This is a genomic window from Haloterrigena gelatinilytica (assembly GCF_013342145.1).
Taxonomy (GTDB): domain Archaea; phylum Halobacteriota; class Halobacteria; order Halobacteriales; family Natrialbaceae; genus Haloterrigena; species Haloterrigena gelatinilytica.
Genome location: NZ_JABUQZ010000001.1, coordinates 3,385,818 through 3,398,710 on the forward strand (window position 1 = coordinate 3,385,818; position 12,893 = coordinate 3,398,710).

The 12,893-nt window shown below is 66.6% G+C and carries 13 protein-coding genes; 10 read left to right on the top strand and 3 right to left on the bottom strand.

Annotated features, from left to right (window positions below):
• Window positions 1-144: 144 nt before the first annotated feature.
• The 6 genes from HTZ84_RS16825 (at window position 145) to HTZ84_RS16850 (ending at window position 7,395) form a co-directional block, all read left to right on the top strand.
• Window positions 145-1,002, top strand: a complete 858-nt coding sequence (locus HTZ84_RS16825) for a hypothetical protein (protein ID WP_174681726.1) — start codon at window positions 145-147, stop codon at window positions 1,000-1,002.
• Between the two features lie 302 nt (window positions 1,003-1,304).
• Window positions 1,305-2,252: a TAXI family TRAP transporter solute-binding subunit gene (locus HTZ84_RS16830; RefSeq protein WP_174681727.1), complete on the top strand. Its 948-nt coding sequence runs from the start codon at window positions 1,305-1,307 to the stop codon at window positions 2,250-2,252.
• A gap of 36 nt (window positions 2,253-2,288) precedes the next feature.
• Window positions 2,289-2,849: a DUF1850 domain-containing protein gene (locus tag HTZ84_RS16835; RefSeq protein WP_174681728.1), complete on the top strand. Its 561-nt coding sequence runs from the start codon at window positions 2,289-2,291 to the stop codon at window positions 2,847-2,849.
• Window positions 2,846-5,536, top strand: a complete 2,691-nt coding sequence (locus tag HTZ84_RS16840) for a TRAP transporter permease (RefSeq protein ID WP_174681729.1) — start codon at window positions 2,846-2,848, stop codon at window positions 5,534-5,536. Before HTZ84_RS16835 ends, HTZ84_RS16840 begins: the two co-directional genes overlap by 4 nt.
• A gap of 50 nt (window positions 5,537-5,586) precedes the next feature.
• Entirely contained in the window at window positions 5,587-6,438 is an 852-nt protein-coding gene (locus HTZ84_RS16845) for a hypothetical protein (RefSeq protein WP_174681730.1), read from the top strand.
• Between the two features lie 75 nt (window positions 6,439-6,513).
• Complete coding sequence (locus tag HTZ84_RS16850) at window positions 6,514-7,395, top strand: hypothetical protein (protein ID WP_174681731.1); 882 nt, start codon at window positions 6,514-6,516, stop codon at window positions 7,393-7,395.
• Between the two features lie 14 nt (window positions 7,396-7,409).
• On the opposite strand, the gene HTZ84_RS16855 is transcribed toward HTZ84_RS16850, so the two are convergent.
• Window positions 7,410-8,057 (bottom strand): IMPACT family protein, encoded by a 648-nt coding sequence (locus tag HTZ84_RS16855; protein WP_174681732.1) that lies wholly within the window; start codon window positions 8,055-8,057, stop codon window positions 7,410-7,412.
• Between the two features lie 131 nt (window positions 8,058-8,188).
• Between HTZ84_RS16855 and HTZ84_RS16860 the strand changes: the two genes are divergently transcribed.
• Window positions 8,189-8,614: a DUF7522 family protein gene (locus HTZ84_RS16860; protein ID WP_174681733.1), complete on the top strand. Its 426-nt coding sequence runs from the start codon at window positions 8,189-8,191 to the stop codon at window positions 8,612-8,614.
• Window positions 8,615-8,618: 4 nt separating this feature from the next.
• On the opposite strand, the gene HTZ84_RS16865 is transcribed toward HTZ84_RS16860, so the two are convergent.
• Window positions 8,619-9,122 (bottom strand): amino acid-binding protein, encoded by a 504-nt coding sequence (locus tag HTZ84_RS16865; RefSeq protein ID WP_174681734.1) that lies wholly within the window; start codon window positions 9,120-9,122, stop codon window positions 8,619-8,621.
• Window positions 9,123-9,231: 109 nt separating this feature from the next.
• On the opposite strand from HTZ84_RS16865, the gene HTZ84_RS16870 reads away from it, so the two are divergent.
• On the top strand, window positions 9,232-10,089 hold the full coding sequence (locus HTZ84_RS16870; protein ID WP_174681735.1) for a prolipoprotein diacylglyceryl transferase: 858 nt from the start codon (window positions 9,232-9,234) through the stop codon (window positions 10,087-10,089).
• Here HTZ84_RS16870 and hisB read toward each other — a convergent pair.
• Entirely contained in the window at window positions 10,086-10,676 is a 591-nt protein-coding gene (gene hisB / locus HTZ84_RS16875) for an imidazoleglycerol-phosphate dehydratase HisB (RefSeq protein WP_174681736.1), read from the bottom strand. The two genes, HTZ84_RS16870 and hisB, sit on opposite strands and share 4 nt — an antisense overlap.
• 317 nt (window positions 10,677-10,993) lie before the next feature.
• Here hisB and HTZ84_RS16880 point away from each other — a divergent pair, with 317 nt between their 5' ends.
• Both HTZ84_RS16880 and HTZ84_RS16885 read left to right on the top strand, forming a co-directional pair.
• A complete protein-coding gene (locus HTZ84_RS16880; protein ID WP_174681737.1) occupies window positions 10,994-11,263 on the top strand; it encodes a hypothetical protein in 270 nt (89 codons plus the stop codon).
• Window positions 11,264-11,358: 95 nt separating this feature from the next.
• Window positions 11,359-12,888, top strand: a complete 1,530-nt coding sequence (locus tag HTZ84_RS16885) for a TrkH family potassium uptake protein (RefSeq protein WP_174681738.1) — start codon at window positions 11,359-11,361, stop codon at window positions 12,886-12,888.
• The last annotated feature ends 5 nt before the right edge of the window (window positions 12,889-12,893 follow it).

Consider the following 12,893-nt stretch of genomic DNA (forward strand, 5'->3'; position numbering starts at 1 on the left):
TCTCGGCGAGGCGGCAGGCGGTCGTGACCGCGTTTCGCCCCTCGAGCGTCGATCGGAGCCGTTCGTCGCCGACCCGCGAGTCGGCCGACCGCCAGCTCCGTCGGGTCCGGTAGCTTTTTGTCAGCTGGCCGTCGTCTCTCGAGTATGGCAACGCGAAACTCGACCGAGCGCGTCGCGCTCGGTGACGGCGGCGACGAGCCGTCCAACGGGCGATTTCGACTCGCCGTCGCCGTCTACGCCGGCGTCCTCCTCGCGGGCGTCGTCTCGGTCGCGGCCGTCCTGACCGCGTTCGTCCCGGGTCCCCTCCTCGCCGTCTACGCGGCCGGGTTCGCCGTCGGCTTCGGCGGCGGACTGGCGCTGGCGGCCGCGGATCCGCGGCTTCCCGTCCGCCTCGGCCGCACGCTCGGCCGGCGGGCGGCGGTCGTCGTCCCGACCGTCCCGTTCGCCGTCGTCTGGTTCGCTCCGCTCGAGGCGGCCGTCGACGTCGTCGCGCTCTGGGCGGTGATCACGGTCTTCGCCTCGGGATACGTCCTCTCGCAACTGGCCGGGAACCGGTACGTCGACGCGGTCACCCCCGGCGAGCCCGCGGAACGGTGGCGGTGGACGCCGCCCGGCTCCCCGGTCGTCGACGCCCTGATCGCCGGGATGTGGCTCGTCATCGGAATCGGTAACGCCGTCACCGGGTCCCCGGCGCAGGGCCTGTTGTGGTTGGCACTCGCCGTCTTCTGGGTCGCGAGCTGTCTCATCGAGGGCCGGTGGTCGTTCGGTCCGGGACGGGACCGCTGCGAGGTCCAACTCTACGAAACCGGCCTCGTCAAACGGCGCCCGTACACGAAGACGTACGTCTCGTGGAGCGATATCGACCACGCCCGCCTGCGCGAGGGCGAACTCGTCCTCGACCGCGGCCTGCGCGACGTCCGATTCGATTCCGATGAGCTGGGAGACCCCGACGCCGTCCTCGAGGCCGTCGACCGCTGGCTGGAGACATCGGCCGAGCGGTGACGGCGCCAGCGACGATTCACTCGACGGCGCCCGCACCCGCTCGTTGCGCACCGGCGGCGGTTCCGGATGACATCGATCTCCTCGAGACGGACGGGATCGAACTCGTCGACGGGTGCGACCCGTCCCGACCGTACTCGCTCGACGAGTCTCCGTCCTCTATAGCCGAGGTATTCACGCCGAATGAGTGATGGTTGAAAATATAGCCATCTAACAATGATTTTCACAACATACCATGCGACTGTTTCGGCTATATGATTTACAATCAAAAATGTATAAATAGCTCCGACGAAATCGCTAGCGGTATGAACCAGAATATTAATAGACGGACATTCATCGCAGGCATCGGCGGAACCGGTATCGCCGCTCTCGCGGGCTGTTCCGGCGAGGGAGACGAGGACCAGCTCGCGTGGCACTCGGGCGGCACCGACGGAACGTACTATCCGCTTTCGGGCGAGTTCAAGACGATCGTCGAAGACCAGACCGACTACTCCCTGCAGGTCCAGTCGACCGGCGCGAGCGTCGAGAACGTCAGCAGCCTCAACAGGGAAGACGCCGAGTTCGCGCTGATTCAGAACGACATCGCCTACTTCGCGGTCAACGGCACCGGGATCGAGGAACTCGAGGGCAACGCGATGGAGAACATCCGCGGCGTCGCGACGCTGTACCCCGAGACGATCCACGTCATCACGCAGGCCGACTCGGGAATCGACAGCCTCGAAGACCTCGAAGGCGCCTCGGTCAACACCGGAGACACCGGGAGCGGGACGCAGGTCAACGCCCTGCAGATCCTCGAGACCGCCGGCATCGGTGAGGACGACTTCGACGAGCAGAACGCCGACTTCGGAACGGCGGCCGACCAGGTCCAGGACGGCGACGTCGACGCGGCGTTTACCGTCGGCGGCTGGCCGGTCGGCTCCGTCGAGAACCTCGCGACCAACCAGGACATCGAACTGGTCGAGATCTCGGGCGACCTGCGCGAAGACATCATGTCCGACGCCGAGTGGTTCGCCGAGGACACCATCCCCGGCGGAACCTACGACGGCGTCGACGACGACGTCGATACCGTCTCCGTCCAGGCGATGATCGCCACCCACGAGGGCGTCGACGAGGAGACCGTCGAAGAGGTGACGACGGCGATCTTCGACAACACCGACGAGATCGGCACGAAATCGGAGTTCATCGACGCCGACTCGGCCCAAGACGGGATGCCGATCGACCTGCACGCCGGCGCCGAGGCGTACTTCAACTGACGTTCGGGACGGATCTTCAGCCCTCGGTTCCCACTCATGGAACGATCGACTAAATGGTACGGTAGCGCCGTCGTCGTCGCCGCCCTCGTGGTTTTCGTCGCGACCGGCGCGGTCGTCGCGTCGGGAGCGACCGAACGCACGCTCGTCGTCGCCGACGCCGACTCGGGCGAGCCGCTGCTCGAGGTCCCCGTCGACGAGGGCGACGAGGTGATCCTTTCGTATACGCACAGCGTCGAGAAGACACCCGTTCAGGACGTGTACGTCGTCGACGGAACCGAACTGCGCGCGGATCGAGTGGTGTTTCACTCCCACGGTGCGGGACTGCCGTCCGACGAACCGATCGAGCGGACCGACGAGGGGTTCGTCGTCGACGGCGAGGGCTCCCACGAGGAGATCGTGGTCTCTCCCGGCTCGATCGCCGGCCACGAACTCGTCGTCGACGGCGACCGATACGACCTCGTCGAGCGGTCGAACGGATCCGTCGTCCTCGCGATCGACGGCACCATCGGTGACCGTCTGACGGCCCTTCGGGGGATCGACTCGGCCGTCGACGACCGAAGCGAGAGCGACGCGCGGTCAGGGAGATTACTGGTATGAGTATAGATACGAACGGTACGGACACGGTTTCGGACGAACAGACAGACGAGATACTCGAGGAAATCGAGCGGCGGCGGACGCTTCGAGGGCCCGCGGCCGTTCTCGTCGCCCTGATCGGCATCAGCTTCTCGGCGTTCCAGATGTGGATCGCCGCCCGCGGGCGCCAGTTCGGCGGAACGCTGCCAATGATCGGCGAGTTCCAGTTCATCTCGCTCCAACAGTTACAGGTCAACGCGATCCACGTCACGTTCGCGCTGGTGCTCGCCTTTCTGCTGTTTCCGGCGAGCGAAGGCGACGGGTTCGTCGCGCGACGGCTCGGTCGGATCCCGCCGGCTGTCCGCGACCGCTTGGGCGCCGACCACGCCGTCTCGAGGGCGATCGCTCGACTCGCGGACGGCGTCCGCTGGGCCGTCGTCGATCCGGAACGGGACCGAATCACGCCGCTGGACGTCGCGCTGATCGTCCTCGCGCTCTGGCCGGCCTACTACATCACCACCGAGTTCGACGAGATTCGGTCGCTCCCGATCATCGGCATCGAAAACGCCAGTGCGATCCACGATCTATACCCGTGGCTCGAGCCGCTCGTGGCGCCGCTCGCGTCCCTGGGGCTTCCGGTCGACTTCCCCGTCGCGTACTTCCTCGGGATCGTCGGCATCCTGTTGGTACTCGAGGCGACCAGACGGACGCTCGGCGCCGTCCTCATGGCGCTGGTTGCGTCGTTTATCGTCTACGCCCGCTGGGGCTACATGATCCCCAGTGACTCGCCGATCGGCGCCCTGTCGATTCAGGTCATCGAGTGGGACAATATCGTCTACAACCTCTGGTACACGGTCGAGGCGGGGGTGTTCAGCACGCCCGTCAGCGTCAGCGTCCGGTTTATCTACATCTTCATCCTCTTCGGCGCGTTCCTCGAGATGAGCGGCGCCGGCAAGTGGTTCATCGACCTCGCCTACTCGATGACCGGCACCAGAAAGGGCGGCCCGGCGAAGGCGAGCGTCGTCTCGAGCGGGTTCATGGGCATGCTCAGCGGATCGTCGATCGCGAACACGGTGACGACGGGCGCCTTCACGATTCCGCTGATGAAGCGGTCGGGCTACTCCCCCTCGTTTTCCGGCGCGGTGGAGTCGTCGGCGTCGTCCGGGGGCCAGATCCTCCCGCCCGTCATGGGTGCCGTCGCCTTCCTCATCGTCGAGTTCACCGGGACGCCGTACTCGGACGTGATCGTGGCGGCCACCCTGCCCGCCATCGCCTTCTTCTTCGGAATGTGGGTGATGGTCCACTTCGAGGCCGTTAAGGGCGGAATCGGCGGTATCCCGCGCGCGGAACTCCCCGACGTTCCCGCGGCGCTTCGTACCGGCTGGTTCTACCTCGTTCCGCTCGTCTTGCTGATCTATTTCCTCGTCATCGCTCGCTTCTCGATCAACCGCTCGGGCTGGTATACGATCGTCACCATCGTCGCGCTGATCGCGGTCGTGGCCGCGTACAACGAGCGAACGCGCATTCCGTTGCTGGGATCGATCGCCGCGCTCTATCTCGTTCAGGTCGCGGCCTTCGCGAGTTACGGCACCGGCCTCGGCGGCGTAGTTGGTGGATCGACGACCGCAGCCTACTCCCTCGGCAACGCGGCGACCGCGGCGGCGTCGGATCTCGGTCTGATAGCGCTCCTCGTCAGTCTCGCATTCATGCTCGTTCAACCGCGGGGCGGGGCTCCGCTGCTCGAACTTGACGGGGCGGTCGACGACGCCGCGGACAAAACGGCGGCGCTGCTCGATCGGCCCACGCTCTCCCGAAACACCGGCTACCGGTTCGGGGCGTTCGTCCTGAAATCGATGGACTCCGGCGCGCGGACCGCGACGACGGTCGTCGTCGCCGTCGCCGCCGCAGGCGTCGTCCCGGGAGTCATCAGCGTCTCCGGGCTCGGCCCGAATCTTGCGGCGCTCATCAACACCGTCAGCGGTAACTCCGTGTTGCTGTTGCTCGTCTTGACGGGCGTCGCGTCGATCATCTTCGGAATGGGGATGCCCACCACCGCTATGTACATCATCCTCATCGCGATGCTCGGCGGCCCGATCGAGGACATCGGCGTCTGGGTGGTTGCCGCCCATCTCTTCGTCCTCTACTTCGGGCTGATGGCTGACGTTACGCCGCCGGTCGCCGTCGCCGCCTTCGCGGGCGCGGGGGTCGCCAAGGCCGACGAGATCAAGACCGCGAGCATCGCGTTCCTCCTCTCGCTGAACAAGGTTCTCGTCCCCTTCGCCTTCGTGTTCTCGCCGGGGATCATCCTCGCGCGGAAAGTCGACGGCCAGTGGGGGCTCATCGGCTGGAGCGACGTGGCCGACGTCGGCTTCTTCCTCCCCGAAGTCATCGTCCCCGTTATCGGAATGTTCGCCGGGGTGTACGCGCTCGGCGTCACCATCATCGGCTACCAGTACTCGGCGGTCGACTCGACCCGGCGCGCCCTGTACGCCGTGGCGTCGATCCTGCTGATGGTTCCCGAGATCCCGCTGCTCGTCCTCGAAGGCGTGCTGGCGCTGGCCGGCGTCTCGATCGGACTGACCGGCTTCTCGGTGACGTTCCCGATGCGGATCGTCGGACTGGTGATCCTCACCACGCTGTCGTACCGCAACTACTCGCGGCCGACGGGGACCCACGCGGAGCCGTCCGCGTCCGCGGCCGGCGAGGCCTGAGGGCGGCGAACAAGTCATTATTTTAATAGAAAGCGGCCGTACGTCGGCGCGTGACCGATACCGACTCCGCGACCGCGTCCATCGCCGGTGGCGACACCGGCGGACCGGACGCGATATTTCGGCTCGCAGTCAGCGCCTACAGCGGCGCCGTCCTCGCGTGGCTCGCCGCGACGATCGGCGCACTGACCGGACGCTCGCCCGTCGGCCTCGGCGGCACGTACGCGACCGGGTTCGCCGTCGGCGTTCTCGTCGGCCTCGCGGCGGCGAGCGTCGATCTGCGGCTCCCCTCACGGCTGGGACGGAACTGGCGCCGCCGGCTCGCGATCGTCCTGCCGGTACTGCCCATCGTCGTCGTCTGGCTCGTCCCGCTCGAGACGGGCGTCAGTGCCGTCTCCTTCTGGTCGGTGATCGTGGTCTTCGCGTCGGGGTACGCCCTCTCGCAACTGGCCGGAAACCGGTACGTCAACGCCGTCACCCCCGGCGAACCCGAGGAAACGTGGCAATGGGAGCCGCCCGGCTCCGTGGTCGTCGACCTCCTGCTCGCCGGGACGTGGGTCCTCCTCGGCATCGGCAATGTCGCCACCAGGGATCCGATGCAGGGACTCATGTCGTTGCTGCTGGCCGTCGGCTGGGTCGCGGCCTGTCTCGTCGAGGGTCGGTGGCCGTTCGGCCCCGGCCGGGAGCGCTGCGAAATTCAATTCTACGAGACCGGACTCGTCAAACGGCGGCCGTACACGAAGGCGTTCGTCCCGTGGCGCGACGTCAATCACGTCCGCCTGCGCGAGGGCGAACTCGTCATCGACCGCGGTCTCCGCGACGTGCGGTTCGACCGGGACGAACTCGAGGACCCCGAGGCCGTTCTCGAGGCCATCGACCGTCGAATCGCGTCCGCGGTCGCCTGATCGCGGGTTACGACGGTGCGTCGGTGACTCCGTTCGACCGAACTGTTTTTGATCGCACACGAATACGGTTCAGATATGTCCTATTCGAACGCGACACCGGCGGCTGGCAACGCCGGCCCCGGACCGACGGGGACGACGTTCCGGGTAGCGTTCGGGCTCTACGTCGGCGCCGGGCTAGGTGGGCTCGCGACGACGGCCGCCGCCCTGTCGCTCGAATCGTCCCCGCGCCTCCTCGCGATCGCTGTCGCGACGTTCGCGACGGGGGCCGTCGTCGGTGCCGGGCTCGCGGGACGCCTGCACGGACTCCCCGGGCGACTCGGTCGGACGTGGGTCCGCAGGCTGGCGATCATCTGCGGGGCCCTCCCGTTCGCCGCGGTGATCGTCGCGTCGCTTCCGTGGTCACTCGGGTCGCAGGTCAAATTCGCCGCACTCGGGTCGGCGTGTGCCGTCGCGATTTCGGGGATCCTCCTCGCGCGGGTGGCGGAGAACGGCTACGTCGACGCTGCCACCGAGGGCGACGAGCCCGTCGGGAGTTGGCGCTGGTACTGGTCGCCGTCCGGCTCGTGGACCCTCGATCTCATCCAGTTCCTTATGTGGGGGCTTCTGGCCGTCAGCAGCGCCATCGTCGGCGATTGGTGGTCTGCGGTCCTCGGGACCAGCGCCATGGTTCTCGGCGCGGTCGTGAGCGTCACTGAAGGTCGCTGGACGAGATGGTTCCCCGACGCCTCGAGCGAGGCGGCCGAAATCCGCGTCTACGAACACGGGTTCGCCACGGAGCGACCGTACCGCCGGCAGTTTGTCCCGTGGTCGTCGATTACCCACGTCCGGCTCCGCGGCGACGAACTCGTCATCGACCGCGGGCGGTTCGACCACCGCTTCGACCAAGACGCCCTCGAGGACCCCGAGGCCCTCCGCGAGGCGATCGATCGCCGCCTCGAGACGGCCGGCAGACGATAGGCGTCGTCCCCGCGTTACTCGAGGTCCGCCCGCCCGCTCGTCGCGCTCCGCAGCCGATCCCGGAACGCGTCGGCCTCCTCGAGGGGGACGCGCACGTCGAACGAGACGTCCTCCTGATAGTCGGCCTCGAACTCGTAGCCCTCGCTCTCGAGAATCCCGCGGACCGTGCCGGAGTCGTCGTATTCGACGGTGATCGAGACCCCTTCGTGGGGTCGTTCCTCGACGACGCCGGCGGCCTCGACGGCCTCCTTGACGGCCCGCGAGTAGGCCCGGACGAGGCCGCCGACGCCGAGGTTCGTCCCGCCGTAGTAGCGCGTGACGACGACCGCGCAGTTCTCGATCTCTTGCTGGGTGAGGACGTTCAGCGCCGGCTTCCCCGCCGAACCCGAGGGCTCGCCGTCGTCGCTCGAGTACTCTCGAAGGAAGTAGCCCGCTCCCGCGGCGTTCTCGCCGTTCCCGCCGCTGTCAGCTCCGTCGCCGACCCGCACCCGGTAGGCGGGGACGTTGTGGGTCGCGTCGGCGTACTCCTCGCTGACGGCGTCGACGAACGACTCGGCAGCGTCGACGGAGTCGACCGGTCGAACGCGGCCGACGAACTCCGAACCCTGTACGACGAAGTCGGCGGTGGCCGCTCGGGCGACGGTTCGGTACGATCGACTCACGGCGGCTCCCCTCGCACGATACGCGACGGTACGCCCGGTAGCGAAAAGAGCGCGTCGGTCCGTTCGTCCCGAGAACTATCATATTCTCGACGTTCAGTACGCTCTTGTCCCCCGCTGTGGTGGATGCAGGTATGAGCGACGAAACCGAGCTCGAGACCGAAACCATCGACCGGACGCTCGCGGAGGAACTCCTCAGCGTCAGCCGAACCGCCGTCGGCGACGAGCTGCGGAGCATCACCTACTTCACCGAGGACGAGGTCGAGCAGATCTACCTCCGTTCGGACCTCGAACAGACGGCCGACCTCGTCGGGTTCGCCGATCACGAACGGCTCGGCTTTCGCTCCCAGTCGGCCTACCGCAACACGCAGCTCGGCGAGTACCAAGCGACGGTTCGGATGTTCGAGAACGGCTACCTCTCCCGGGTGATCCGCGGGCCCCACGGCGTCTGGGTGACGACCGACGACATGTCGATGGATCGGTTCAAGGAACTGACGACCGCGACCAAGTCGGTGTTAGACGATCACGTCGATACGGTGTCGACCGACGACGAGGAGTGAGTCGTCACTGGAGTTCGATCTTGCGGACGAACTCGAGGTCCCGAATTTCGGTGATGACGTTACCCGGCAGCTCCTGGTCGGTGATCAGGTAGAGCTGTGGCTCGTCGGTGAACTCCGGATCCTCGCTGATAGTCTGGCGGATCGAGATGTCGTGTTCGGCCAAGAGCCCGGTGATCCCCGCGACGATTCCCTTCTGATCGGCGTCGTCGGGCGTGACCGTCAGCACCGTCAGGTCCAGTACTGGCGCCAGATCCATCAGGCTCGGCACCTGCGAGATGTTCTGGAAGATGCGGCGCAGCTCGGGGTCGTCGAGGATGACGTCGGTCGTCGAGTCGACGACGCGCCGATCGACGCCGATCTCGCGAGCGATACCCGTGTTCGGAATCTCGATCCCCCCGGAGACGACGCGGCCGTCGTCGTTGACCGAGAACCCCCGCTCTAACAGCAAGCGAATCACCGCCTGCTGACTGGGCGAGCCCTCGAACTTCTCCATGATCTCGTCGAACATTCGTTGGCGGGTATACGGCGGCCGGCGTATAAGGCCCGGTGATCGACGTCATCGAGCGAACGGCGCGTCTGACGGGCGATTTTTGACGGTCCGGGCGAAACGGCACACCATGCGCGAACTCCGACGTTGTGACTTCTGCGGCGGCGACGCCGCCGGGGCCTTCGAAATCGTCCCGCCCGAACTCGAGCCGACCGAAGCCGAACAGCGACGCGTCGTCCTCTGTACCGACTGCAAGGATCGGCTGCAGACCCTCATCGAACCGCTGCTCGCCCGCGCCGGCGCGGGCGGCGAGTCGTCGGCAGCGTCCGCGGGGGACGGACGACCCTCCGACGAGAGCGACGACAGCGACGATCGCGCCGGCGAAAACGCGAGCGAGAGCGGAACCGTCGTCGCCTCGGCCGACGAGTCGACCCCGAAGCGGTCGCGGGCCTCGAGTCCCAACGCGACGGTATCGGACGCGACTTCCGGCGAGAGCGACGCCGCCGGCGATGACGTCGGCGCCAATGACGCCGAATCCGACGACACCGAAGCCGAAGCCGCCGAAACTGACAACAGCGCCGCCGACGCCGGCGGTGACGCGGCGATCGATTCCGAGTCGCTGCTCGAGGACGGGATCACCTTCGAGCGCTCCGACCCCGTGGACGGGGAGTCGGACACGTCGGAAACGGAGTCAACAACCCAGGAGAAAACCGACGACGAAACAGAGGCCGACGACGAGCGCTCGAGCGCCGCGGAGCCCGGCACGGCAGCCGATCGAGACGCCGGGAGTCAGCCGCCGGCCGCGTACGGCAAGGTGCTTCGGCTGCTGCGAAACCGCGAGTTCCCCATGCAGCGCAGCGCCGTCGAAAGCCTGGCCGCCGGCGCCTACGACCTCGAGTCCAGCGAAGTCGACGCGATCATCGATCACGCGATCGACCGGGACGAGTTCGTCGAGAAGCGCGGCGAACTGCGCCGACCCGACGCCTAGAGCGTCCCCTTCGTGCTCGGGGTCCCCTCGCGGTGGTCGTCGAGTCGCGTCGCGTCGTCGAGCGTCCGCGCGAGCGCCTTGAACAGCGCCTCGACCTCGTGGTGGGCGTTCTCGCCGGAGGCCACCTCGAGGTGGACGGTCAGGCCGGCGTTCATCGCCAGCGACTCGCCGAAGTGACGAGCCATGTCGCTCGTGAAGTCACCGATCTGTGCCTGCGAGAACGCCCCGTCGAAGTAGAACCGGGGCCGTCCGCTGACGTCGACGACGGCGCCGGCGACGGCCTCGTCTAGGGGCACCTTCCGGTCGGCGTAGCGGACGATTCCCGCCCGGTCGCCCAGCGCCTCGTCGAACGCCTCCCCGAGGACGATCGCGACGTCCTCGACGGTGTGGTGGTCGTCGACCGCGAGGTCGCCGTCGCAGTCGACGGTCAGGTCGAACAGGCCGTGTTTGGCGAACGACGTCAGCATGTGATCGAAGAAACCGATCCCGGTGTCGACGTCGGCCTCGCCGGTGCCGTCGATCGCGAGTTCGAGTTCGATCGACGTCTCGGCCGTCTCCCGCGTTCGGGTCGCCGTTCGCTCGCTCATGTCGCTTCGATCGCACCGCCGGTACAAGGGAATTGCGCTCGACCGGTCCCCCCTCGAGGTGGCCAGCGCCGACAGTGTCTATATACTGATACTGTCGCCCACGTTTCACTCTCGACCGCTCGGTAGCCGAAAAACAGCTTCGGATCGGTTTAGACACTCTAATCGCCTTATGAAATATCTAACTATCTCTAATCGAGTTTCGAAATATCGTATTGACTCGTTATCGGGGGTAAAACGAAGCGAAATGACGACAATATTCAGTCCGTTATATGATGAGCGGGGAGAATGTCGTGTGTACGAAGAGGTGACCCGAATCGATGTCAAACCCCTCCCCGCTCTCGAACGAATCGATCGGTCCGTCCGGCCCTGAATCGGACCGACAACGCGAGCAGCGCCTCCGCCGGCTCGCCCGCTCAGTCAAAGGCTCGACGCAGTTCCTCTCGTTCTGGGTCGCGATCGCCCTCCCGTTCGTCCACCTGCCGCTGCTCGCACAGGGGCTTGGCGATCCGCGGATCACCGCCACGTTCCTCGTCCTTCTCGCCGTCAACGTCTGCGCCCTCTACGTCGGCCACGGCTACAAGCGGTAAGCGCCGAGCCGCCGATCGGAACGTCGACTGCCGTCCGGTCTGTCCGTCCACTTCCGAACCGTTAATGGTCTCCTTCGCACAGGTGGATCCATTCAATGCGGATTCGCGTCGACTGGCGCTCGAGCTGTAGTCTCACCGGGACCGTCCTGAAGTGGCTGTCCGTGCCGCTGGCCGCGCCGCTCGTACTGGCGCTGCTTGACGCCGAGGATCCGGTTCCGTTCGTCGTTGCGATCATCGCGACGGTCGCGATCGGGATCGGCCTCGAGGGCCTGCGCGGCGACCCGACGCTGGGACAGCGCGAGGCCTTTCTCATGGTCTCGCTGACGTGGCTGACCGTCGCCCTCGTCGGAACGATCCCGTTCGTGCTCGTCGGGCTCGGCGCGCCCTCGGCCTCCGCGTTCGCCTTCTCGGTCGACGGCGTCGTCAACGCCGCGTTCGAGGGGATGAGCGGACTTACGACGACCGGCGCGACGGTGATGAGCGGCTGGGACTTCGCCAACCAGTCCCGGGCGATCCTCCTCTGGCGCCAGCTCCTCCAGTGGCTCGGCGGGCTGGGGATCCTGATCGTCGCCATCGGCCTGCTCTCGAACCTGCTGGTCGGCGGCGCACAGCTCATGGAGACCGAAACGCAGACCAAAAGCGTCCAGAAACTCCGCCCGCGGCTCGACGAGACCGCCCGCCTCATCTGGGGGTTGTACGTCGGTCTCACGGCGCTGGCCGCGGGCACCTTCTACGGACTCCACCTGCTCGGGCTGGCTCCGAACATGGACCTCTTCAACGCCGTCTCCCACGCGCTGACCAGCGTCGCGACGGCCGGCTTCTCGCCGGAGGGAGAGAGCGTCGGGGCGTTCGAACCCGTCGTCCAGTGGGCCGTCATCCCCTTCATGGTCCTCGGTGCGACCAACTTCGTCCTGCTCTACGCCCTCACGCAGGGGGAGTGGCGACGTCCCCTCGAGTCGGCGGAGTTCCGGTTCTACATCGGCCTGTTGACGAGCATCGGCGCGCTCGTCGCAACGATCCTCTGGCTCGATCCGACGATCGACGACGGGCTCGAGGCGACGGTCCGACACGGGCTGTTCAACGTGGTCTCGATGCTGACGACGACGGGGTACGCGTCGACGGACTTCAACTACTGGTCGGCGGGCGCGACCCAGCTCCTCTTCTTCTGTATGTTCCTCGGCGGCATGGCCGGTTCGACGACCTGCTCGATCAAGACGCTGCGCTGGCTCGTCGCGCTCAAGGCGTTTCGGCGCTCTCTGTTCACTGCGATCCACCCGCAGGCGGTCCGCCCGGTCCGACTGGGCGACGACGTCGTCGACGAAGAAACGATCGGCGACATCTTCGCCTACCTCATGCTGGCGATCGGCATCTTCGCCCTCCTGACCGTCTTCGTCGTCGTCGACGCGGTCCGCGCCGGGACGGCCGTCTCCGAGTTCGAGGCCCTGAGCGCGTCGGCCTCGATCTTCCTCAACATCGGCCCCGCGTTCGGTATGGCCGGCCCCATGGACAACTACGCCGGCTTCCCCACCACCACGCGGACCGTCATGATCGTCATGATGTGGATCGGACGCATCGAAATCGTCCCCGTGCTCGTGTTGCTGACGCCGGCGTTCTGGCGATCGTAAGACGA